Origin of the sequence: Flavobacterium sp. XN-5, from assembly GCF_008033395.2 — a bacterium.
Lineage (GTDB): Bacteria > Bacteroidota > Bacteroidia > Flavobacteriales > Flavobacteriaceae > Flavobacterium > Flavobacterium hiemivividum.
The window spans coordinates 26,098-49,887 of record NZ_VOGZ02000013.1 but is presented as its reverse complement, the minus strand read 5'-3'; the positions used below and the strand labels follow the sequence as shown (position 1 = coordinate 49,887).

General features: G+C 35.1%; 22 protein-coding genes, 1 tRNA gene and 1 pseudogene. 11 read left to right on the top strand and 13 right to left on the bottom strand.

Going from position 1 to position 23,790, the window contains the following annotated elements; genetic code table 11:
* Positions 1 to 806 precede the first annotated feature (806 nt).
* A tRNA-Leu gene (locus FQU23_RS15825) sits at positions 807 to 888 on the bottom strand.
* 113 nt (positions 889 to 1,001) lie between these two features.
* Here FQU23_RS15825 and FQU23_RS15820 point away from each other — a divergent pair.
* Positions 1,002 to 2,390 (top strand): dipeptidase, encoded by a 1,389-nt coding sequence (locus FQU23_RS15820; protein ID WP_147674701.1) that lies wholly within the window; start codon positions 1,002 to 1,004, stop codon positions 2,388 to 2,390.
* A gap of 287 nt (positions 2,391 to 2,677) precedes the next feature.
* Here FQU23_RS15820 and FQU23_RS15815 read toward each other — a convergent pair whose 3' ends face one another.
* Positions 2,678 to 3,196, bottom strand: coding sequence for a hypothetical protein (locus FQU23_RS15815; RefSeq protein WP_147674700.1), 519 nt, complete (start codon positions 3,194 to 3,196; stop codon positions 2,678 to 2,680).
* Between the two features lie 429 nt (positions 3,197 to 3,625).
* Between FQU23_RS15815 and FQU23_RS15810 the strand changes: the two genes are divergently transcribed.
* Genes FQU23_RS15810 through FQU23_RS15800 form a run of 3 tightly spaced genes read left to right on the top strand, consistent with a single transcriptional unit; the run spans position 3,626 to position 5,847 of the window.
* Entirely contained in the window at positions 3,626 to 4,009 is a 384-nt protein-coding gene (locus FQU23_RS15810) for a hypothetical protein (RefSeq protein WP_147674699.1), read from the top strand.
* Positions 4,010 to 4,021: 12 nt separating this feature from the next.
* Positions 4,022 to 4,396, top strand: coding sequence for a BlaI/MecI/CopY family transcriptional regulator (locus tag FQU23_RS15805; protein ID WP_147674698.1), 375 nt, complete (start codon positions 4,022 to 4,024; stop codon positions 4,394 to 4,396).
* Positions 4,393 to 5,847, top strand: a complete 1,455-nt coding sequence (locus tag FQU23_RS15800) for a M56 family metallopeptidase (protein ID WP_147674697.1) — start codon at positions 4,393 to 4,395, stop codon at positions 5,845 to 5,847. The genes FQU23_RS15805 and FQU23_RS15800 overlap by 4 nt, the downstream gene beginning before the upstream one ends.
* 64 nt (positions 5,848 to 5,911) lie before the next feature.
* Here FQU23_RS15800 and FQU23_RS15795 read toward each other — a convergent pair whose 3' ends face one another.
* On the bottom strand, positions 5,912 to 7,279 hold the full coding sequence (locus FQU23_RS15795; RefSeq protein WP_147674696.1) for a saccharopine dehydrogenase family protein: 1,368 nt from the start codon (positions 7,277 to 7,279) through the stop codon (positions 5,912 to 5,914).
* Positions 7,280 to 7,432: 153 nt separating this feature from the next.
* Here FQU23_RS15795 and FQU23_RS15790 point away from each other — a divergent pair, with 153 nt between their 5' ends.
* From FQU23_RS15790 to FQU23_RS15780, 3 genes are all read left to right on the top strand, one after another.
* Complete coding sequence (locus tag FQU23_RS15790) at positions 7,433 to 7,819, top strand: DUF423 domain-containing protein (RefSeq protein ID WP_132112767.1); 387 nt, start codon at positions 7,433 to 7,435, stop codon at positions 7,817 to 7,819.
* An 80-nt stretch (positions 7,820 to 7,899) separates the two neighbouring features.
* Entirely contained in the window at positions 7,900 to 9,501 is a 1,602-nt protein-coding gene (gene pckA / locus FQU23_RS15785) for a phosphoenolpyruvate carboxykinase (ATP) (RefSeq protein WP_147674695.1), read from the top strand.
* Positions 9,502 to 9,684: 183 nt separating this feature from the next.
* The gene (locus tag FQU23_RS15780) at positions 9,685 to 10,785 is read left to right on the top strand and encodes a DUF4407 domain-containing protein (RefSeq protein ID WP_147674694.1); all 1,101 of its coding nucleotides are present in this window, start codon (positions 9,685 to 9,687) and stop codon (positions 10,783 to 10,785) included.
* A 37-nt stretch (positions 10,786 to 10,822) separates the two neighbouring features.
* Here FQU23_RS15780 and FQU23_RS15775 read toward each other — a convergent pair whose 3' ends face one another.
* The 9 genes and pseudogenes from FQU23_RS15775 to ruvC form a co-directional block, all read right to left on the bottom strand.
* Positions 10,823 to 12,115, bottom strand: coding sequence for a S28 family serine protease (locus FQU23_RS15775; protein ID WP_147674693.1), 1,293 nt, complete (start codon positions 12,113 to 12,115; stop codon positions 10,823 to 10,825).
* Between the two features lie 63 nt (positions 12,116 to 12,178).
* Positions 12,179 to 13,480 (bottom strand): aminopeptidase P family protein, encoded by a 1,302-nt coding sequence (locus FQU23_RS15770; protein WP_147674692.1) that lies wholly within the window; start codon positions 13,478 to 13,480, stop codon positions 12,179 to 12,181.
* Between the two features lie 328 nt (positions 13,481 to 13,808).
* Entirely contained in the window at positions 13,809 to 14,531 is a 723-nt protein-coding gene (locus FQU23_RS15765) for a PH domain-containing protein (protein ID WP_147674691.1), read from the bottom strand.
* 105 nt (positions 14,532 to 14,636) lie between these two features.
* The gene (locus tag FQU23_RS15760; protein WP_147674690.1) at positions 14,637 to 15,008 is read right to left on the bottom strand and encodes an MmcQ/YjbR family DNA-binding protein; all 372 of its coding nucleotides are present in this window, start codon (positions 15,006 to 15,008) and stop codon (positions 14,637 to 14,639) included.
* Between the two features lie 19 nt (positions 15,009 to 15,027).
* Positions 15,028 to 15,429 (bottom strand): GNAT family N-acetyltransferase, encoded by a 402-nt coding sequence (locus FQU23_RS15755; protein WP_147674689.1) that lies wholly within the window; start codon positions 15,427 to 15,429, stop codon positions 15,028 to 15,030.
* The gene (locus FQU23_RS15750; RefSeq protein ID WP_147674688.1) at positions 15,426 to 16,199 is read right to left on the bottom strand and encodes a cyclase family protein; all 774 of its coding nucleotides are present in this window, start codon (positions 16,197 to 16,199) and stop codon (positions 15,426 to 15,428) included. The genes FQU23_RS15755 and FQU23_RS15750 overlap by 4 nt, the downstream gene beginning before the upstream one ends.
* 40 nt (positions 16,200 to 16,239) lie before the next feature.
* Positions 16,240 to 16,443: pseudogene (locus tag FQU23_RS16280) on the bottom strand (GIY-YIG nuclease family protein); the annotation flags it as partial.
* 156 nt (positions 16,444 to 16,599) lie between these two features.
* The gene (gene hemW, locus FQU23_RS15740; protein WP_147674687.1) at positions 16,600 to 17,727 is read right to left on the bottom strand and encodes a radical SAM family heme chaperone HemW; all 1,128 of its coding nucleotides are present in this window, start codon (positions 17,725 to 17,727) and stop codon (positions 16,600 to 16,602) included.
* A 50-nt stretch (positions 17,728 to 17,777) separates the two neighbouring features.
* Entirely contained in the window at positions 17,778 to 18,332 is a 555-nt protein-coding gene (ruvC, locus tag FQU23_RS15735) for a crossover junction endodeoxyribonuclease RuvC (RefSeq protein WP_132112791.1), read from the bottom strand.
* Positions 18,333 to 18,544: 212 nt separating this feature from the next.
* On the opposite strand from ruvC, the gene FQU23_RS15730 reads away from it, so the two are divergent.
* Complete coding sequence (locus FQU23_RS15730; RefSeq protein ID WP_147674686.1) at positions 18,545 to 19,507, top strand: lysylphosphatidylglycerol synthase domain-containing protein; 963 nt, start codon at positions 18,545 to 18,547, stop codon at positions 19,505 to 19,507.
* Between the two features lie 12 nt (positions 19,508 to 19,519).
* Entirely contained in the window at positions 19,520 to 20,620 is a 1,101-nt protein-coding gene (locus FQU23_RS15725) for a glycosyltransferase family 2 protein (RefSeq protein ID WP_147674685.1), read from the top strand.
* 136 nt (positions 20,621 to 20,756) lie between these two features.
* Here the strand turns inward: FQU23_RS15725 and FQU23_RS15720 are convergent, their stop codons facing one another.
* On the bottom strand, positions 20,757 to 21,233 hold the full coding sequence (locus tag FQU23_RS15720) for a hypothetical protein (RefSeq protein WP_132112797.1): 477 nt from the start codon (positions 21,231 to 21,233) through the stop codon (positions 20,757 to 20,759).
* Positions 21,234 to 21,590: 357 nt separating this feature from the next.
* Here FQU23_RS15720 and FQU23_RS15715 point away from each other — a divergent pair, with 357 nt between their 5' ends.
* Together FQU23_RS15715 and FQU23_RS15710 are read left to right on the top strand one after the other, a co-directional pair.
* Complete coding sequence (locus tag FQU23_RS15715) at positions 21,591 to 22,091, top strand: DUF456 domain-containing protein (RefSeq protein ID WP_147674684.1); 501 nt, start codon at positions 21,591 to 21,593, stop codon at positions 22,089 to 22,091.
* 244 nt (positions 22,092 to 22,335) lie between these two features.
* On the top strand, positions 22,336 to 23,595 hold the full coding sequence (locus tag FQU23_RS15710; RefSeq protein ID WP_207917114.1) for a DUF819 domain-containing protein: 1,260 nt from the start codon (positions 22,336 to 22,338) through the stop codon (positions 23,593 to 23,595).
* Positions 23,596 to 23,790: the final 195 nt, after the last annotated feature.

The window sequence follows — 23,790 nt, the reverse complement described above, 5'->3', positions numbered from 1 at the left end:
AAGTAGCACCTTTATAGCGTTAAACAATACTTTTTATTGACTATTTTTTTATGTTTTCGCAACACATGACTTAACTCGCTGGAAATAGGAATCTTGAAGTGGAAAGTTTTCTCATCTCGTCGGGAATCTCCGAAGGAAAGGGAGGCTATACTGATGTAGTTTGCCTTGTTTCGTTGTGAATACAGCATGTTTGCTAATACTTTGCAATTAGCAGGACAAGCTTCTTACTCTTGACAACTACTTTAATTAGTAGTTTTGCTTTCTATACCACTACATGTAGGTGTTGTATTTTTAGTGACTTTACCGATACTCACTAAATTCCCCTGCCAACAAAAACTCACCTAGCCCCCATAGCAGTGGAAATCCTATCAAGCCAGTCCCTTCTCGTCTTTTCGCACGAGAAGCGATGGCGAAGTAGATTGTAGCGTCCCGAAGTCTCGGGAGCGGGAAATAGCTTCTGAAGAAAGAGGTTATACCTATATACAAGGAGTAGTAGCTTTTTTATAATAAGGAACGAACCTATACTTTCCACTTTATAATGAATCAAAACCATATGTGGTTCATTATAAAAATCTCACTATTATTTACAGAAAAATCTAAAACCATCAATCCTTCTTCCAAGTCCCTAAATGCAAAAAAAATATCAATATTAGAACATCAATTTAGCAAGCTTGGAGAATTGGAGCTTATTCTATTTAGATTAACTAAACTATTTACAAAGTCCGGAAATTCTATTTTCGGCATAAGCAACGGATTCTTGTTCACTTTTAGACATAAAAAAAGCTTCTCAACTGAGAAGCTTTTAGTGCGGATAATAGGACTCGAACCTACACGCCTTGCGGCACCAGATCCTAAGTCTGGCATGTCTACCAATTTCACCATATCCGCGTGTAATTGTGGGTGCAAATATAGTCATAAGTTCGAATAATCAAAACATTTTTTTAAAAAATTTATCATTCTCTTTTTTGTACTTTTGATTTATCTAAAAATTAAGCCCATACATGGAAAATATCAAGTCATACGTACAAGAAAACAAGGAGCGTTTCCTTAACGAATTAATTGAATTATTAAAAATACCATCTGTAAGCGCAGACACAGCCTACTCTCAAGATGTAATTGACACTTCTGAGGCTGTAAAAATCAGCTTAGAAAAAGCAGGATGTGACAAAGTCGAAATTTGCGAAACTGCTGGATACCCTATCGTATATGGTGAAAAAATGATTGACCCAAGCTTACCAACGATTCTAGTTTACGGTCATTATGACGTTCAACCCGCGGATCCAATCGAACTTTGGACCTCTCCTCCCTTTGAACCGGTGATCAAAAAAACCGAAATCCATCCCGAAGGAGCCATATTTGCACGTGGTGCTTGCGACGACAAAGGTCAGATGTATATGCATGTAAAAGCATTCGAATACATGATCCAAAGCAACACCCTGCCATGCAACGTGAAATTCATGATTGAAGGAGAAGAAGAAGTAGGCAGCGTCAATCTAAAGACTTTCGTTGAAAACAATGTTGAAAAACTTAAAAACGATGTGATTTTGATTTCTGATACTGGAATGATTTCTAATCAGCAACCGTCTATCACGACTGGATTAAGAGGTTTAAGCTATGTAGAAGTAGAAGTAACGGGACCTAACCGTGATTTACACTCTGGACTTTATGGAGGAGCTGTTGCTAATCCTATTAATATCTTGTCAAAAATGATTGCCTCTCTACATGATGAAAATAATCACATTACCATTCCTGGATTTTATGATAATGTAGAGGAATTGTCTCTTGAAGAAAGAGCCGAAATGGGTAAAGCCCCATTCAACTTAGAAAACTATAAAAAAGCATTAGACCTAAACGACGTTTACGGCGAAAAAGGGTATACCACTAACGAAAGAAACTCAATACGTCCAACATTAGACGTTAACGGTATTTGGGGTGGATATACAGGAGAAGGAGCAAAAACGGTAATCGCCAGCCAAGCTTTTGCAAAAATATCAATGCGTTTGGTTCCAAATCAAGATTGGGAACAAATCACTGAATTATTCACTAAACACTTCACGAGCATTGCTCCTGCTGGTGTGACCGTAAAAGTTAAACCACATCACGGCGGCCAAGGATATGTGACGCCTATTGACAGCATTGGCTACAAAGCGGCAAATATGGCTTACACTGAGACCTTTGGTGTTCCGGCTATTCCAGTTCGCTCTGGAGGAAGTATTCCTATCGTTGCATTATTCGAAAAAGAACTAAAAAGTAAAACCATCTTAATGGGATTTGGTTTGGACAGTGATGCGATTCACTCGCCAAACGAACATTTCGGGGTATTCAACTATCTAAAAGGAATCGAAACTATTCCCTTATTTTACAAATACTTTGTAGAGTTAAGCAAATAAGCTGTTTCCACATCAATCCACAAAATCCGTTCAGCAGTGAGCGGATTTTTTTTTGGGCGTTACCTTGTTGCTGAACAATTTGTTAAACAAAGCAACTCGAGTCAGCAACAAGGTCAGGCTTTTCGTTACAATCTTTTTATGCTACGTTCCTTCGCATAAAAAGGATTTTCACTTCAATCCTTAACGCAAGTAAAATTAAAAATCAAGCTTTGCCATCAACATAAAGCAATAACATTCACATTTCCCAAGGTCACAAAAAAATCCCCAACCGAAATTGAGGACTATAGTTAATTGTTTAGTTTTTTAAACTTATTTTCCGCTTTAGCGATATCAACTTCCAACTCTTGAATTTTAAGACGTTGCTTGCTAATTTTCAGATTCCCCTTTTCAATTTCAACCTCCGAAAGCTTTCCTCTTGACATCGTTTTATCTAATTTAGCCTCCATTTTATCCAAATCATTTTTAGCCCTGTCAAGTTTGCTGTTTAATTTCTGAACTGTTTTGTCGGCTTTTTCAATTTTTCGCTCTTGCTTTTCTTCTTTTTTGATTGCTTTCTCCCTTGCTTTCTCAGCTCTTTCTCTTTTTTTCTCCGCTTTTTGACGGCTTTTCTCTGCTCTTTCTTGGTCTCTTATTGCTCTATCTGCTTTTGATTTTTCCCTGGCCACTTCTTTATCAATGCTTTTTTGCGTTACAAGATCAATAGACATTGATTTTACAGAATCAATCGCTACTGTCTTGAATTCCTGAGCAAAACCCATTTGAAACCCAAAGAGAGCACATGCTATTAATAATACTTTAGTTTTCATAGTTTTTGTTTTAATTGATCGTATTTACAAATTTACCATAAAATACGGCTGCTAGCTGTTGATCTAGTCAGAAAAACGATTATTATATTCGAAAAAAAAGAAATTACATCCAAACTAACAATCTACTGTGTTAGATTTAGTCTGGGAACAAAAATACCTCTATAATAAATCAAAACTCACCTGCAACATTGGAGAATATCGAAGCTTTAAGTCTTTTTTCTCCTACTTCGAAAAAAACATATAAAAAGAAAATACCGCTACTGGCACTTGAACACAGTTAAAAAAAATATTAACTCATTATAAATCAACATAATTAAAAAAAAAAGTTGTTTTATTAATTTTATATTCTACATTTGTAGAACTGAATCTATTTTTGTAGAGCCAAAGAAAATGAAAAAACGTATAATCTTTTTTATTTGCATAATAAGTATGTTTTCATGCAAATCGAAACTACTGAATCAAACCGTCGAAAGAAAAAGAGAAGGTATTTGGATAGAAAAATATTCAATAGACAGCGCCCAATATAAATCCATTGGAAAATACCGAAATGATGATCCAATAAAAAAATGGCGCTATTATCTAGATGGAAAAATAATCAAAAGGGAAAAACATAAAGGTAACAGCTCTTTTACCAGATTCTATCACCAAAATGGAAAAATACAATCCCAAGGAAAAACAGTTTTAGACACCTGTACTAAATACGCCCATTGGTATTACAGCGGAAGTTGGAATTTCTATAATACTAACGGCAAAATGATAATGAAACGAAATTATGACAAAGGCAAGCTTGTTTCTGAAACAATATTTAAATAAAAATTAAAAAAAATGCAACAACTCACTAACGCCGAAGAACAATTGATGGAACACCTCTGGAAGCTAGAGAAAGCTTTTATGAAAGATTTGCTTGAAGCATTTCCAGAGCCAAAACCAAAAACCACAACCGTGGCCACTTTACTAAAAAGAATGATTGATAAAGATTTTGTGGCTTACACTGAATTTGGAAACTCTAGAGAATATTTTCCCTTGGTCAAAAAAACGGACTATTTCTCGAAACATGTCAACGGATTGATAAAGAATTTCTTTAACGATTCCGCATCGCAATTTGCTTCTTTCTTTACTACAGAAACTAATTTATCTGAGAAAGAATTAGAGGAACTTAAAAAAATAGTAGACTGTGCCATTCAAAAAAAGAAAAAATGATAGACTTCATCATCAAATCGACTGCATCATTATTTGTGCTGCTTGCCGTGTACCATTTAGCATTGGAAAATGAAAAAATGCACCATTTCAATAGGTTTTACTTATTGTTTGCCATTATTTTCTCATTCACAATCCCATTTATAACCATTGAAGTGATTCAAGAAATCACAACTCCTTTTACCTCCAAAAATGCAATCACAATGGAAGGAGCAACTATGACTTCTGTTGAAGATTCAACAAATTACTGGATAATTGCCATTTGGAGCATTTATGGCGTAATAACTTCAGTATTACTTTTTAGATTCATTAGAAACATCTTAAAATTGAATGCTAAATCAAAATCAGGCACTGAAATTAATTACAAAAATGTAAACTTGGTTTTACTTAAAGAAAAAACACTGCCTTACACTTTCATGAACAGCATTTTCATCAATGAAACGGATTACCACAATAGAAAAATTGAAGCCGAATTATACACCCACGAACTAATTCACGTAAACCAAAAACACACTTTAGATATTTTACTCTTAGAAACTTTGAAAGCCGTCTTTTGGTTCAACCCTATTTTCATTTTCTACAAAAAAGCCATACAACTCAACCATGAATTCCTCGCTGATGAGAAAGTGGTTCAATCGCATAATAATGTTCCGTTTTACCAAAACTTATTAATCACAAAGGCAAGCGCGAACCAAACCTATTACTTGGCCAGTAATTTGAATTATTCAGTAACTAAAAAAAGATTAATTATGATGACTAAAACCACATCAACATCTAGGGCAATGCTAAAAAAAATAGCGATAGCTCCTTTATTTTCATTTATTCTTTTCTTTTCTTGCACAAAAAATGTAGAACAAGAAAAGACATCAGAAACTACAATCAAATCAAAGACTCCTGTTACGGGAATCGAGAAATATTTCGAAAACACAATCTTTTTAATTAAAGATGAAAAAGGAAATATTGTAAGCGATAAAAAATTCAGCGAACTTACCTCTGAGGAAAAGAAAAACATTCCACCACCTCCACCGCCGCGTGTAACATCAGTAAATGAACAGGAAAACAGTAAGCAACTTAATGATCTCAAAAATGCAGTAAGCCCAAAATACGTTGAAATAACCACTGTAGAGGTTCCGGAAAATGGAATCCACAATACAGCTTCAGTAAATGAAAAACCAACTTTCCCGGGAGGAATGGACAAATTCTACCAATTCGTGGCTGAAAATTTTAAAGCGCCATCACAACCCAATTTAAAAGGAAAGGTATACATAACTTTTATAGTGGAGATAGACGGCAGTCTGAATGATTTTAAAATACTCCGAGATATTGGTTACGGAACCGGTAAAGAAGCAGTAAGGGTTTTAGAATCATGCCCCAAATGGATTCCTGGAAAAATCAATGGAAAAGCAGTTCGAACATTATACAGTTTACCAATAACAATTAACACGGAGCAATAGTCTATAAACAACAAATCCGCTTCATCAAGAAGCGGATTTATCTAACTACAAATTAAACTACTAACTAACTGGTTTTATCTGGCTTGTATCCAAAATAAGGCATCGATTGCTCTTTAAAAACAACACCATACTCTTCTAGTTCTTTTAAAATGGGTAGATACACTTCCTTTTTAATAGGAAGTTGTACTCCAGGAGTTTTAATCTTGCCATTTAATATAAGCAAAGTCGCCATCGCAACCGGTAAACCAACGGTTTTTGCCATAGCGGTATAAGTTTGGTCTTCGCCAATGCAAACCATTTTAGAATCGATTTGCTTTTTGACACCATCTAATTCATATCCGAATTTATGGTACATCACAATCATATCCTTATCGTCTGCTTCCAAGGTCCATTTATCACTTAATATTTTTTCTAATATCTGTGCAGGGGTAGCATTTTTAAGTCCCACTTTTTTGTTGCTATTGAATAAATCTAATTCCAGCAATTTGTCCCACATAACATCATCTTGATCGATTTTTAAAATCAATCGTGTCTTAATTTCTACAGAATCCGTTGGATGATACGGTAAAAAAGAATTCACAAACTGACGGTAACTCATATTTTCAGAATCTTCCATTATATAACCATCATCTGTCATACCAAGCTGCACAAACATATTCCATGCTTTAGAAAACCCTACTCTACGAATGGTTCCTCTATATAAAGTTAGCACATTGTCCAGTCCATAAACACTTCTATATTTCAAGGAATCTCGATTCGAATAAGCCTCAAAGCGACCGTAGCCTTCTACATCTAAGAATTCAGTTCTTCTAAATAAGTTGCAATAGGGAATGTATTTATAAGTCCCTTCTTGAATAAACTTAGCGCAACCACCCTGTCCAGCCAAGACAACATTCCGAGGAGCCCAAGTAAATTTATAATTCCAACGATTTGTGTCTGATTCTGGAGCTACAAGTCCACCACAAAAAGATTCGAATAAAAGCATTTTACCGCCTTTATCTCCTATCTCGTCAATGACTTTCATGGCACTCATGTGATCAATTCCAGGATCAAGACCTACCTCATTCATGAAAATAAGATTATTCTCTTTGACTGCCACATCGAGTTCCTGCATTTCATTACTAACATAAGATGCCGTAACCATGTTCTTTTTATAGACAACACAATCTCTAGCAACCTCAATATGCAAATGAGCAGGCAACATAGAAATGACAATATCAGCCTTTTGAATTGCTTCTTTCCTTTGATTGGCATCAAAAATATCCAAAGTAATTGCAGTGGCATTTGGATGGTTACATGTTTTCTTTTGTGCCAGTTCTAATGACAAATCACCAATAATAAGGTGCAAATCCTCTTCTATTGACTTATTTAAAAGATATTGTATCAACGAAGATGCAGATCTACCTGCACCAATTACTAAAATGTTTCTCATAAATATATGTAAATATAACACAAACATACATAAATGTTATATTTACAACAACTACTATGTGTTAAAAAACAAGAAAAAACCGAAAGTATCTGTCAAATAACTTTTAGATTCCTCAGATAAGGAATACTTTTACAGTTAAAAAATCCCAGAATAATGAATAAGAAATTAATTTCAACCGGCGCACTTTTTGGAATGATTGCAATTATATTAGGAGCATTTGGAGCACATGCATTAAAACAAGTTTTATCTGCCGATCAGCTAATTACTTTTGAAACAGGAGTTCGTTATCAAATGTATCATGCCTTGTTTTTAATTTTTATTGGCCTGTTACCAGACCTAACTGAAAAAACTAAGAAAATCATCTACTACTTAATTATTTCTGGTGTCCTTTTCTTTTCAGGTTCGATTTATTTATTGGCCACAAATAGCATGACCTCCTTCGATTTTAAAGTGATAGGATTCATAACCCCTGTGGGCGGACTCTTATTAATTCTAGCTTGGGGAACCTTATTGTTGAATTATTTTAACAAAAAAACATAAAACTTAGATTATCAAAACATATCTAAGATATAATTTATACTTTTGTAGCAGTTAAACTAAACAACACAATACATAATTTTATGAATAATAACACACCGTTTACGCAATCGATTTCGCTTGTTGACCTAGGAATTGAAAACGCAAAGATTCATTACCAATTATCAGCCAACGAATTACATGACATGACCATCGCTTTAGGTCAAGGAATCGAAACTTCGACTGGCGCACTAGCTATCAATACAGGGGAATTTACAGGGCGCTCGCCTTTAGACCGTTTTATCGTTAAAGATAGCGTAACTGAAAACAAAGTTTGGTGGGGAAAAGTGAATATTCCTTTTGAACCAACAGCTTTTGAAGCACTTCATAAAAAAGTTACTTCGTACTTATCTAACAAAGAACTATTCGTTAGAGATTCTTATGTATGTGCTGATCCTAATTATAGATTAAATGTTCGTGTAGTTACTGAAACACCTTGGGCAAATTTATTTTGTTACAATATGTTTTTGAGACCCGAACAAGAGGAACTTGAAAATTTCACACCACAATGGACTGTAATATGTGTTCCAAGTTTCCTTGCTGATCCAGCAACTGATGGAACGCGTCAACCTAATTTTGCTATTTTAGATTTTACTAAAAAAATTGCACTTATAGGTGGTACTGGATATACAGGTGAAATGAAAAAAGGAATTTTTTCTGCCTTAAACTTTATATTACCGGTTGATAAAAACACTTTGCCGATGCATTGTAGTGCAAACGTAGGTGACAATGATGATACAGCTATCTTCTTTGGATTGTCAGGAACTGGAAAAACAACACTATCTGCAGATCCAAAAAGAAAATTAATTGGTGATGACGAACATGGATGGACTAGTGAAAATACAGTTTTCAATTTTGAAGGCGGATGCTATGCAAAAGTGATCAATCTTTCTGAAGAGAACGAACCAGACATTTTTAGAGCAATTAAAAGAGGATCTATTTTAGAAAATGTCATTTTCGAAAAAGGGACTAACAAAGTCGATTATAATGATATTTCTATCACCCCTAATACAAGAGTAAGTTACCCAATCTATCATATTGACAATATTCAACCAGGATCAATAGGTAGTAACCCAAAAAATATTTTTTTTCTTACTGCAGATTCATTCGGAATCTTGCCTCCTATTTCTAGATTAACACCTGGACAAGCTGCTTATCACTTCATCTCTGGTTATACTGCAAAAGTTGCTGGAACTGAAGCTGGAGTTACTGAACCTCAACCTAATTTTTCTGCTTGCTTTGGAGCACCTTTTATGCCGCTTCACCCAACGAAATATGCTGAAATGTTGAGTAAAAAAATCCAAGAAGCCGATGTAAAAGTTTGGCTAATCAACACAGGATGGACTGGCGGACCTTATGGAACTGGTAGCAGAATGAAATTAAAATACACTCGCGCTATGATTACTGCCGCTTTAAACGGAGAATTAGATGCAGTAGAGTATAAAGATCACGCCGTTTTTGGAATTGCAATTCCGCAATCTTGTCCTGAAGTTCCTAGTGAAATTTTAAATCCGAGAAATACCTGGGAAGATAAAGAATTATACGACCAAAAATCGATAGAATTAGGTCAAAAATTTAAAGCCAACTTTGCTAAATTTGAAGAGTTTGCAAATCCTGAAATAATGGCAGGAGCGCCAAAAGCATAAGTTAATTATAATTCAATAAAGAAAAGAGCTGTTCTCATAGGACAGCTCTTTTTGATTTCTATAAACTCCTAAACAAAAACAAATCAGATATTTACAATAGTTTAATTTTTTTGGCGTTAAATTTGCAATCATCAGCCAGACAAAATTAAGGTCCACTGGCAAATCAATCAAAAAAAATCAATCATGTTAAAACAATTCTTTATTCTCTGTTCAGGAGCCGACGAAGAAATTCTTGAAGGCTGTTCTCAAGGTGAGCAAACCAAATACGCAGGTATTGGCGCCACCGTTTTCTTTACCGCAGTAATGGCCTTTATCGCCAGTACTTATGCCTTATTTACAGTTTTTGACAGCGTCTACCCCGCCTTACTCTTTGGACTGGTGTGGGGTTTACTCATCTTCAATCTAGATCGTTTTATTGTTTCTACTATTCGAAAAAGAGATAAATTTGGCAGCGAATTTCTACAAGCTACGCCAAGAATTATTTTGGCAATTATCATCGCCATAGTTATTTCGAAACCATTAGAGATTAAAATTTTCGAAAAAGAAATCAACACCGTTCTATTGAAAGAGAAAAATGCTATGACTCTCGAAAACAAGAAAGAAGTGGCTAATTATTTTCAATCCGATCTAGCTAAAAACAAGGCCGAGATTGAGAGCTTAAAGTCAGATATTTCGAAAAAAGAAACCGAGGTTAATACACTATATGAAACATACATTACTGAAGCCGAAGGAACAGCAGGAACTAAAAAGCTAGGAAAAGGACCCGTTTTTAAAGAAAAGATCGCCAAACACAATCTGGCTTCCGCCGAATTAGATACTATTCGAAAAAACAACTTAGAAAAAATTGCTGAAAAAGAAAAAACTGCAACGCTACTTCAAGCGGACTTAGATAAAAAAATCACCGAAACCCAACCTATCATTGACGGATTTGATGGATTAATGGCCCGAATCAATGCATTAAATAAGCTGCCCTCACTTCCCTCCTTGTTTATCATGTTGCTTTTTCTCGCAATTGAAACCTCCCCTATTATTGCTAAATTATTGTCGCCAAAAGGAGAATATGATTTTAAATTGGAAGATTTAGAAACAGCCTTAAAAGCAACTTTAGAGCAAGACAAATACCAGCGAAATTTACTTGTAAAAACGAGTGCTGCTATGCACGATAAAGTATATGAGGATATTGCTCAAGACAAAAATTTATATGATTTACAGCGCAAGAAAGCGACCGAATTACTGGAATTACAAGCACACAATTTTGTAGAAAAACAGAAGAAAACTTTATAAAAAAATGGGCTATCCTAAAAAAATAGTCCATTTATTGTTATTGTAACCAGCGCTCTAGCGTTTTCATAATTTTCTGTTGGTCTTCCTTTGGGAAATCTTTTACCCTAGCACTGTGACTTCCTCCAGGCAACACCATTTTAAGTGCGTCAAGCCTGCGTTTAGGAGTTGGAGCGCATGCTCCCCAAGTATCATCTCCGCCATAAATATAAAGAATCTTATCCCCTTTTCTCTCTACAAACTTCCTAACTTTTTTGATGTATTTTGGATTGTAATTAATCGCAACGTCTTTGGGTGCAAAACGCATATTGGATGTACTTTTAACCACTTGCAACAAATCCTTTACTGGTGTAAAATCAAAACCATAATAACCCAATTCACTCATGTGTTGGTAATAAGACGGCAATAAGTTATAGTATTGTTCATCATTGTAAAAGCTAATTCCTACCACTTTATTAAAATAATCAAATAGCTCTTTGGCGGTAGAATTAGTATCCGGAATATCAGCACAGTTTGCGCCCCATTGCCAGAAAGAAAACGGAAATTCTAAGGCTCCATATTCTAAGGCTTCTTCAATGGACAATTCAGTGAACTGCATTTTTTCTTTAGCAGCATGTTCTTTTATTTCTTTCAAAAGTGCTGTTCTATTAAGTAGTAATGCTCTTTGAAACTGCACTATATTTGCGCGACATTCAGCCGTACCAACTTTAGACGTATAATGTTCTACGGTGCGTGGATCTTCCTGAGTCTTGATTAGGGGCGCCACATAAGGCATCGCTACATCTACATCTTTTGGATACTTCGATTTATAAATAAGGGTCGTTTCTCCGCCTTTACTGATTCCCGTCGAAATCCATTTTCCGCTATACAGTTGCTTTAATTTTTGAACTATCGAATGATAGTCGGCAATGGCTTGATCATTTGTCAAATACTCCCAAGGAATAGGATTGGGTCTGGATTTTCCATAAAACCGATATTCAACAATAAGCTGATTCGCATTCAATAAACTGCTGACTTCATTTTTAACATAACGCGCCGCATAACCTTCAGTCTCAATAACCATAGGTTTCTTAACATCAAGATGCGACAAGTAGATAAAATGTTTAAATGTCCCCCTTTCTGGATGGGAATGATCCAAGGGCTGGTCTAAAATCAATTGATAGGATTCAGAATACCCATCTAAATTCTTTATTTTTTTAATTTCTGCTTTTGGAAACAATTCCATTAAACTTTTCTCCAAATCAGTACCTACAGCTACATCAGTTTGTGCAAAACCAAATTGAAAATTAAGGCTAACTAATAATAATACTACTATATATTTAATCTTATTCATCTTTATAATTAATTTATTTTTCGAAAATTGTACTAGCTTTCTCTTAATCCTAACATCTAATTATTAAGAATTCGCCATTCTGATGATCTCTTCAATGTCATCAACCTCTATAGGCATGGCTTCCGAAAGGTTTATACTTCCATCGGCAGTAATTAAATAATCGTTTTCTAAACGACAACCTATTCCTTCCGCGGGAATATATATTCCCGGTTCGCAGGTAAGCACCATTCCTTTTTCGAAGGCGCGAGAATACAGTCCCACATCATGCACGTCTAATCCCAGATGATGCGCGGTTCCATGCATGAAATACTTTTTATACACCGGAGCATCCACATCTTGATTTGCGATTTCATCGGGAGTAATTAGTCCTAATTTTACTAATTCTTTTTCGACTAATGCTGCCATTTGTTTTTCATAGTCAGCAGAAAAGACTCCTGGCTTTAAGAGCTTCGACCCTTCTTTTAAACAATGTAAAACCGACTCATATACAGCGCGCTGACGAGACGAAAAAGTTCCATTTACAGGAACACATCTGGTAGTATCTGAATTGTAATTTGCATAGCAAACCCCAAAATCAAGCAATACCATATCTCCGTCTTTGCAAATTGCATCATTAGAATTATAATGCAAAGCGCAAGCATTTTTTCCCGACGCTACAATAGGCTTAAAAGCATGACGTGTCGCTCCGTTTTTTACAAACTCATAAGTCAATTCAGCCTCCAGGGCATATTCTGGAGTATTGGATTTAATTGCTTTTAAAATCCCTATAAATCCTTTTATACTGATCGCGATTGCCTCTTTGATAAGCGCTACTTCCTCCTCTGACTTTATGGGGCGAAGTTCTCTTGTAATCTTGGCCGCTCGATCATACTGATGCAATGGATATTTATCTTTACACCAGTGAATCAGGCGATCCTGTCTGGTGGTCATCTCTGAAGTGAGTCTTTTTATATGCTCATTATGCCCCAAATAAAAAGTATCGGCTTCAAAAGCAAAAAGCTGTAGAGTTTTCTCCATTTCATGAGTCCACTTTACATTTTTCACGCCCGAAATACGAGATACAGCTTCTTTTGCCAAGAAATCACCATCCCATATTTTACTTTGCTCGCTTACTTCTTTTACGAATAATATTTCTCTGTTTTCTTCTTTTATAGCATCTGGATATAGTATTAAAATCGTCTCATCCTGGTCGATTCCTGACAAATAAAATAAGTCATTATTTTGGGCAAAACCCATTACATCATCAGCATTATTAGGCATCACATCATTAGAAGACAGCATCGCAATGCTATTTGCATTCATTTTTTTGGCAAACTGCGTTCTGTTTGCAACAAATAAAGTAGCGGGAATCGATTTATATCGCATAATTTTATAATTGAAAGATTTTAGCTGGAACAGCAGCTGATTGTGTGGTCATCAATTTAATTGTAGTCATCCTATTTTCTTTACTAATAATTGCATATTTTTTTAAAAGACATACAATTAGCACAACTACGAAATTTTACAACTTATCCCAATAAACACACTACAATTCCAATCCATAAAAGTATAAAAATATGCCACAATTCATAAAGGTTTCTCCCTTTAAAAAATCAGCAAAACATAACGAGACCATTAAACATCTATGAAAGTTAAATTCAAAAAAAAGGCTGCCTTATAAAAGACAGCCTTAAATTTTATTTATTCTTAAGAACTACATATAGCTCAAAATCTCCTTTTTGAAATTATCATATTCTCCTTGTAAAATCAGTCCGTTATCCAAGAGTTTTTTATAATTCTGTAATTTTTCGAAAAGCTCATCTTGCGATAATCCAGCTAGTCCACTCTCTTTGTGAGTTTCCTTGTGAGCTTCAATACGAGTATCAAAATACTCGTTAACAGTAGGTAATGGCGGCGGAGTGCTTGGCATTATCTCCATAAAACTAGTTACCTCTACGGTTTCCATTTCTTCAACATCCTCAAATTCATCAGTAGCATCGGCGGCAACTTCTTCAATTATTGTAGCATTTGGAACAGCTCCACTTTTTAGAATATCTATTTGCTCTTTAGCATAAGTAAATATCTTTCTAGCTTGAATTTTCGGAATATAGTCGATTGAAACTTCCATATCTGTCTTGGTCGAAAATGAAAACTCCGACCCTAAGATGTTTTCTTTCACAGAGGTTCCTTCAATTTGATCCCAGGTGTAATCAGTAAAATCCATCGATAGCCCTAAGTTTTTAGGCTGACAGATTATAATTCGTTTGTTTGTCACCACAATACTATCTGGAAAAACGGTAAGTGCCGGTTTTTTCTGAACCGCAATATATCCTATTTCCTCATATTTCATAAGGAGATCATTCAGCTTTGAAGTGATTTTTTCAATAGCTTTAGGGTCTTGCTCCTCGTTTAAAAATTTCTTTATCTGTTCTTTCATGTTTTTTAATTCAAAATTCTTTGTCCCAATTGAATATTTCTCAGTACTAATTCCCAATACACTTTCTTAAAATGCAGTGTGAGAATTGGAATGCAAAAGTAATACCTAATTTGATAATTCTGAGATTTCATTTTGTAATTTCTTTGTTAAACTTTTGAAGACCAATTCATAAGAATGATCAATCAATTCTTTAACAAGAGAATTAGGGACATCTTGATGCATTGCAACGGTATTCCAATGCGTTTTGCTCATATGAAAACCAGGTTTAATACTGTCATACTGCGCTCTAAGCTCCAGAGCGCGCTCAGGATCACATTTCAAATTCACAGCTGGCTCCCCTGATTCCCATTTTTGCAAAGACGATAAGGCAAACATTTTTCCACCCACCTTAAAAACTAAAGTGTCTTTATCGAAAGGAAAATGCTCTGTCACTCCTTTTTTACTCAAACAATATTCGTAGTAGGTTTCTAAATTCATCTATCGCTACTTTAAAAAATTAGTTAAGTATCTTTTCCATCATCCTTTCTGGTTTTGCCAAAAGGGTGAATCCGAATTTTTCATATAAAAAATGTGCGTCAGCAGTTGCTAATCGCCAAACTTGCACTTGCTTTAATTGTGGTTCCTTCATCATGGCATCAACTAAAATGGAAGAATATCCTTTGCCGCGATGTTCTTCAGTAATAAATACATCCATCACATAGGCAAAAACTATATAATCCGTAATTACTCGGGCAAAACCAATTTGCTTCTCATTAAGATAAATTCCAAAACAAAATGAATGGTCAATTGTAGTTTGTACTTCATCGATTGTTCGTGCCGCAGCCCAATAAATATCCTTTAGAAAATGCTGAATAAACGGAACGTCTAATTTATTTTTATCGGTAGAGACGGTTATCATAGCTCTGTTTTAGTATTCTCAACAGCATATAAAACGGGTTTGCTTGGACTTGCATCATTCTCAAAAGAAGCAATTTGTAAGTTGAGCAAGTAACTTCCATCTGCAACAGTATCAGGCACAAAAATCAGTTCCGTAATAGTAGCTTCTAATCGGGCATCCGAATTTAAATTATTCACGTCAGTTACATTCCAAAATGCTTTATGCGCCAATAATTTTCCTTCGTCCTTTTCCTTATCGACACTTGGCAAATCAATAAGCAGGTGTTGTATTCCGCTTTCGCGAATGAAACGCGCCGCATCTTCATCTAAATAAGGCGGATTTGTGTGCGAATATTTTCTTGACAATTTAGAAGTTTCGTTTGGTAATGTTCGAATAACAATAGCTTCGGGCCTATCATGATTTAAAGCTTTTACAATTTTTTCTTTACTAATAATAAAATCTCCATCTTTTTCTTCGAGTGCTACCGAAATTAATTCAGCCATGAAAAAAAACTGTTTTAGGGATTGATTTATACTATAAAAATCACGCGTAATGTGTCCCAGACATTCGGTGTGGGTTCCATGTCCATGAGGATTGTAAGAAATAGTATTAAAATTTGTAGAAGACATTCCTGAAGACACTTTTCCTACCCATTCTCCAAAACGTACTGGTTCAATTACTGGTTTTTCTATATACCATGCAATTGGATTCGCTTCAGAATTAGTTATCGGAATCGAAATATCAATGGGTTTTGATAAATCTATTTGAAAATTGTTGATCGTTGCTATCATTTATGCTGAATTTATTTCAGCATCTCATCATGAGATACATTTATAAACTCAAATATAAATCTTTTAATTCGGGATTGCTTAGTTTTACTACATTCAATTTCCAGTCCTTGTGCCAATTTTTCAATTGTTTTTCCCTTATAAAAGCATCTGAATACTCCTCGAACTCCTCGAAATAAATTAGCATTGTAGCATTATATTTTTTGGTAAAGGCTGCTCCGGTACCACTTATATGTTTTTCAATTCTCTTTTTTAAATCCTACGTTGCTCCAACATATAAAACGGTTTGATTTTTATTTGTCAAAATATATGTAAATCTTTTTTCCATACAACACCATTTTAATTATAAAGAATCCCGAAACTAGTTCGTCACGTTCTGAGTTAAGATCATGAGATCCTGAAACTAGTTCAGGATGAATAGATCACTCGCAATCCCATCTGTCAAAAACTTTCCTTTTTTAGTGGGTTTCAAAATATTATCCTCAATAAAAACCAAGTCATCATTTAAGAATTTCTGAGCTTGTTTCATCAAATAATCTAAATAACTTTGTCCAAATTCACTTTCAATTCTATCCAATGAAACTCCCCAAATAGTACGTAATCCGGTCATAATGTACTCGTTATAACGGTCGGCTTCTGATAAGGTTTCTATTTCGTTTGGTAATTTGTCATCCTGAATTGCTTTTAAATAAAGTGGATTATTAGCTACATTCCAACTTCGAGAAATACCATCGTAACTATGTGCGGATGGACCAATGCCCATGTATTTTTCCCCCAACCAGTAGGCTGAATTGTTTTTTGAAAAATAATTTTCTTTTCCGAAATTAGACAATTCATAGTGAATAAATCCTTTTGACTCTAATGTTTCCACCAAAATCATGAAATGTTCCTGAGCCACTTCGTCTTTGGGTGCTTCGATCTTTCCGGTTTGAATCATTTTATTCATCGCCGTTTTGGGTTCTACAGTCAAAGCATAACTCGAAATGTGCGGCACCCCAAAAGAAAGTGCTTTTTCAATGTTTTGCTTCCATTTTTCATTGCTCATTCCGGGAACTCCATAAATCAAATCAAGCGAAATATTATCAAAATATATTGTGGCTTCTTCTAAACATCTTTGGGCTTCCGCCGAATTGTGTGCGCGATTCATCATCTTCAAATCATCTTCAAAGAACGATTGAATCCCAATACTCAAACGATTAATTTTACTTTTTGATAATTCCAGAATTCGCTCACTTGACAAATCATCTGGATTTGCTTCTAGCGTAATTTCTGGATCCTCATTCACCTTATAATTTTCATAAACAGTATCAATCAGAAAATTAATTTCGGTTGAAGTCAAAACCGAAGGCGTGCCTCCTCCAAAATAAATAGTCTCTATTGTATCATTTTCGAATTCACTTTTACGCATTTTGATCTCTTTGGCCAAAGCCAAAACCATTTCCTCCTTCTTATTCATCGAAGTTGAAAAATGAAAGTCACAATAATGACAAGCCTGTTTGCAAAAAGGGATATGTATGTAGATTCCGGACATAATTATTGTTACGCGTTTTTAGTGTTCAGTGCTTTTAAAATATGTAAACACTACTTTTTAACTCGTTCTTCATTTTGTTTTACAAAAGCATCCCAGCCCGTATAACTTTTTGTTCCAACCACCTTTCCAGAGTTAAAAAAGTGGCAAACCGCAGCTGCCAGTCCATCTGTACTATCTAAATTTTTGGGCAATTCTTTCAAGCCTAGTAACTGCTGGAGCATCTTGGCTACTTGTTCCTTGCTTGCGTTTCCGTTTCCGGTAATGGCCATTTTAATTTTCTTGGGTTCGTATTCAGTAATGGGAATATCTCTCGAAAGTCCTGCTGCCATTGCAACGCCTTGCGCTCTTCCCAATTTTAACATGGACTGCACATTTTTTCCAAAAAAAGGCGCTTCAATTGCAATTTCGTCTGGATGATGGGTGTCAATCAATTCGATGGTACGCTCAAAAATTCTTCTCAGTTTCATATAATGGTCGTCCATTTTATTCAACTGCAGTTCGTTCAACTGAATAAACTCCATTTTTTTATTGATAACCCGTATTAAACCAAAACCCATTATGGTGGTTCCTGGGTCAATACCTAGTATGATGCGTTCGTTTGCCATTATTTTGTTCGTTTTTTTTGCTGCGAAGGATCAATTTTTTTTTTTATTACACAGAGCCTAGCAAAGAATTCTCAGAGAGTCGCAAAACTAATTTAAATATTTATGCAGCTGTTGCTTTGTGAATCTTTGCGGAATACTTTCTTTACTTCACCCGGTATAAGCAAACTCGATCCGAATAGCATTTTCACAATAGTTTGCTTTACTTTACATCAATGATTTCGATTCCTCACAAAACTAAGCATTTCCTCGTACTTCTAATCAAACTTTTGATTGTAGGTGTTGCCTTTTATTTTATTTACAATCAGCTGGCAAATAACAACAAACTCGATTGGGCCCAATTTCTAGTTGTATTCGAAAAAAAACAGTCGGTTGTGGGAATTAGTTTCATATTGTTGTTGAGTGTATTAAATCGTTTATTTGAGATTCTAAAATGGCAAAATCTAGTTTCTGTAATACGCAAAATCTCTAAAGCAGAAGCTACTAAACAGGTTCTCTCCGCCCTGACTGTTGGACTGTTTACTCCAAATGGCGTTGGCGAATATGCCGGAAAAGCCATGTTTTTCGAAAAATCGGAAACAAAGAAGGTACTGTTTCTAAACTTGATTTGTAACGGAATCCAGATGGTACTGACTGTTTTCCTTGGAGTTTTTGGTTTGTTGTATTTTAATGTCCAATACAATGTCATTACCACAAAAACGGTAATCATCCTTTTTGGAGTTTTAATTCTCATTTTCGGATCATTGTTCTTAGTAAAAAAACTAACTATAAAAGGATATTCCATCGAAAAACTGATTCATAAGATTAACCAAATCCCAAAATCAATTCATCAGAAAAATATTTTTTTGGCGGTTTGCCGCTATTTCGTTTTCTCGCATCAATACTATTTCTTGTTTTTGGCTTTTGATGTTGATTTACCTTATCTAACATTAATGGCAGCGATCACCGCTGTTTATTTCCTAGCGTCTTCCCTACCTACTTTTCAATTTCTAGACTTTGCTGTAAAAGGCGGTGTATCTATTTATATTTTCGGAATATTGCGCGTAAATGAGTGGATTGTTATTTTTATCACTACCTTAATGTGGTTTCTAAATGTGGTTATTCCTGTTATTATAGGCAGTTATTATGTGCTGAATTTTAAAGTCCCACTAACCCCCGAAGGGGGAAATAAAAATTAATGCGTCAAGTATATGTTTACATTTTTTTTGCCCTTGATTTTAATTATTTACTGCATTACCATTGCATGGTTAATCTATGGTTTTACAAAAATTACTTCCTTTAATTTTGTTGGCTTAAAGCCAATAAATAAATTCACTATTGTAGTTCCTTTTAGAAATGAAGCGGCTACGCTACCTCTACTTTTAGATAGCTTTTCGAAGTTGAATTACCCAACGGAACTGTTTGAAGTACTTCTGGTCGATGATGAATCTGAGGAACAGTTTTCAGTTTTCGGTTTTCAGTTTTCAGTACGGGTTATAAAAAATAATAGAGTTTCTAATTCGCCCAAGAAAGATGCGATTACGACTGCAATGCAGCAGCTAAATACCGCTTGGATTATCACTACGGATGCTGATTGCGTGGTGGCTGAAAACTGGTTGTTGACATTGGACAATTACATTCAGAATCATGATGTGAGTATGATTGCTGGAGCAGTAACCTATGATTGTAGAAATTCGTTCTTGCATCATTTTCAGCAGTTGGATTTAACGAGTTTGCAGGGAGCTACCATTGGTAGTTTTGGCATTGGGAAAGGTTTTATGTGCAATGGTGCCAACTTGGCTTACACAAAATCCCTATTTAAAGAGTTGAATGGTTTTGAAGGCAATAACTCCATTGCTAGCGGAGATGATGTTTTCTTGCTGCAAAAAGCGGTCGCCAAGTTCCCCGAAAGAGTGCATTATTTAAAATCCAAAAGTAATATTGTGGTTACTAAACCAGTTGACAGTTGGTCAGCATTATTTTACCAAAGAGTTCGCTGGGCATCGAAGACAACTTCTTACCAAAGTAGTTTTGGGAAAGTGTTAGGATTGACCGTTTTTGCTGGGAATTTAAGTATTGTAGTTGGTATTGGGTTCTGGATTTTAGATTTATTCTCCTGGCCGACAATCGTTTTATTATTGCTGTTAAAATTTGTTTTAGATCTTGTTTTAATCCGCAAATCTCATTCTTTTTTGACTACAACTAAAATGCGCTACGTAGTTTTGAGCAGCTTATTTTATCCTTTCTTCAGCGTGAGTGTTGCCTTATATTCGCTATTTGGAAAATACGAATGGAAAGGACGTAGGTTTTAAGTTTTATAAATAGTTGTTGTGAAAAACTAAATCCCTAGCCCGGATAGAGCTGATATCCTCGCGGAGTGAAACGAAGCGAGATAAAAGCGAAAGCCGGAAATAGCTCCTAATGTAGATCGAACTTAAGACTAAAAAACTACTCTACTTTAAGAATTACTGGAAGTATAAACTGCGTTTTTACCGGAATTCCTCTTTTAATTGCTGGATTAACCTTAGGGAAATCAACCAATCGCGCGTGGAGAATACTGTCGATTTTAATGGTATCGTAAGCAACTGAATCCTTAGGAAACTGGGGTTCAAATTTCATCTTGGCATTAGGAAAAATAGTCACTTTAACTTCGATGGTATCTAGTTCAGGATACAAGATGGAGAGTGTGTCGCTGGTCAGTTTTTGCTGAATCAATTCGGTTAAAAACTCAAAAAAACAGAGTTGGCGCTGTGATTTATTTTCTAATTTTTCGCAGTCTACAAAGGATGGATACTCATCCACTTCTTTCCAATTGATGGCTTTCAGCTCTTTATTCAATAATTCCTTTTCCGAAGGCACTTGCTTTTCGAAATATTGACAGGAGTTAAAAAGTAAGAGTACTAAAAAAAAATAATAGTGCTTCAATGTTTTGTTTTTGAATGGGAGTATTTGGCTATAAAAATACAATTATTATTGTTGAGATTGTTTCGAAAGCGAATAATCTTCATAGCTTTCAGAAAACCATTTTTTTTTACTTGCTTCGGCTATTGCCTTTTTATCTGAAAAAAGAGACGTTCAAAATCTTTCATCGAAAATTTCAATACTTTTGCTTTGTTCGCTAAATATATTTTTTGTTTCAAATCCGCGACTTTGTACTCTTTAAATTGGGTGAGAGCGGCATTGACAAAAAATAAAATCAGAATTATCACCGCTAATTTTCTCATTTGCGTTCTGTAAATAAGCGTTCGTTTTCTATTTTTCAAAAATACTAAAAATAAATTTATGGATACCTTTCTTTTAATTCTCGGTTTTGGCTGTATGTTTATTGGCATTATAGGAAGTATAATTCCAGTTTTACCAGGTCCTGGAATTAGTTGGCTGGGACTTGTATTACTGTATTTTACCAATGCTGTTCCTGCAAACTATTGGATTCTTAGTATTACTTTATTGATTATGGTCGTGATTTCTTATTTAGACTACATTATTCCTGCTAAAGGAACGAAGCACTTTGGCGGAAGTAAATATGGAATTTGGGGAACAAATATCGGACTGGTTGTCGGCATCTTCGCTCCTATTCCTTTTGGTTTCTTGATCGGCCCCTTCTTAGGCGCTTTTATTGGAGAATTAATTTATGATTCTAAGAATCAAAAGCGAGCTTTAAGAGCAGCAACAGGATCAATTATAGGTTTTCTAGCATCTACTTTCATGCAATTTTTAGTTTGCGTGTTGTTTTTAGGACTATACATTACTATTGTTTGGCGCTACAAAGATGTTTTGTTTTAAAACTTAGAAGAGCGAAATTAATACATTGGAAACTAAAGAAATTGAGGGGGATTTATTTCTTTGCTACTGATAGTCTTTTCTATTGAAAAAAAAGCTCCCATTTAAAGCTTAAACTTGTAACAACTAATTAAATCCTTCGTTTTCTTTTAAAATGAAGAAATTCAAGCGAACTATTAAAAATTGATGCTGCAACTAAAAACGAAATGTTAGATTTGCTAATCAAAACCATACAAACCAAAAAACAATGATTGAACATCCAACTGCCCTAATAACAAACGATGCTGTCGTACTAGGAATTCTTATGACTATATTAGGTTTTATTTTTATCACTTCTTCCAGCGAGAAACCTTTTTTCAAGAAATTCTACAGCATAATTCCTTCGGTTTTATTGTGCTATTTTATACCAGCACTTTTCAACACCTTCAATATCATATCAGGAGAGACTTCAAATCTTTATAATATTGCGTCTCGCTATTTATTACCCGCGAGTTTAGTGTTGCTTACTTTAAGCATCAATTTTGTGGCATTAAAAAAACTGGGAAGCAAAGCTATTATTATGTTTTTTGCTGGGACCTTAGGTGTAATTATAGGCGGTCCATTAGCATTATATATTGTAGGGAGTTTTTTCCCTGAAGTAGCTTTATCAAACGGAGAAGAAGTTTGGAAAGGATTATCTACAATAGCCGGAAGTTGGATTGGTGGTGGTGCAAATCAAACCGCCATGCTCGAAGTATTTGGCGCAAGCAAAAGCATGTTTGCTCAAATGATTGCAGTAGATGTTTTGGTTGCTAATTTATGGATGGGCTTTCTTCTTTATGGTGCTCAAAAATCAGACAAAATTGACAAATGGCTCAAAGCCGATAATGCTGCAATTGCCGAATTAGAACAAAAACTAGAAGAAGAACAAGCTGGTAAAAGAACACCGCTGACGACTAATAATCTAATGATCGTTCTGATGGTGGCTTTTGGACTGACTGGAATAGGACACTTTTTAGCCGACATCCTGGCTCCATTTTTTAAGGAAAACTATCCTGCATTAGAGAAATATTCTTTTACTAATGAATTCTTCTGGCTGGTAATTATCACTACAACAGCAGGGGTCTTATTATCGTTTACCAAAGCACGAAAAATAGAAAGCTATGGTGCCTCAAAGGTAGGAACGGTATTCTTGTACATATTAGTAGCAACCATAGGAACGCACATGAATCTAGGTGCTATTTTTGACAATCCATTATTATTCCTTGTGGGGATTATATGGATTACCACACATATTATTGTTATGATAATTGTAGCCAAGATTATTAAAGCACCTTTCTTTTATGTGGCAGTAGGAAGTCAAGCGAATATTGGCGGAGCAGCTTCGGCACCAATTGTTGCTGCAGCATTTAGTCCGTTTTTAGCTCCTGTAGGTGTGTTACTTGCAGTTTTAGGTTATGCTGTGGGAACTTATGGAGCTTATGTTTGTGGATTGTTACTGCAGCAAATTTTCCAAATTATAACTTAGACAATACTATTATTCAGTATCATTAAAGGAAGGTTTTTAAGCGCTAATTCTGACAATCTGTTTAGAGTTAAATAAATCAGCACTCACTTAAAACGTAGTTTTATTAGGGCGTGACCCGCTAAAAATCGGGTCGGGCTATGCGCTATATCTTTTTATCCTGAACTTATTTCAGAATCTGGAAATAAGTTCAGAATA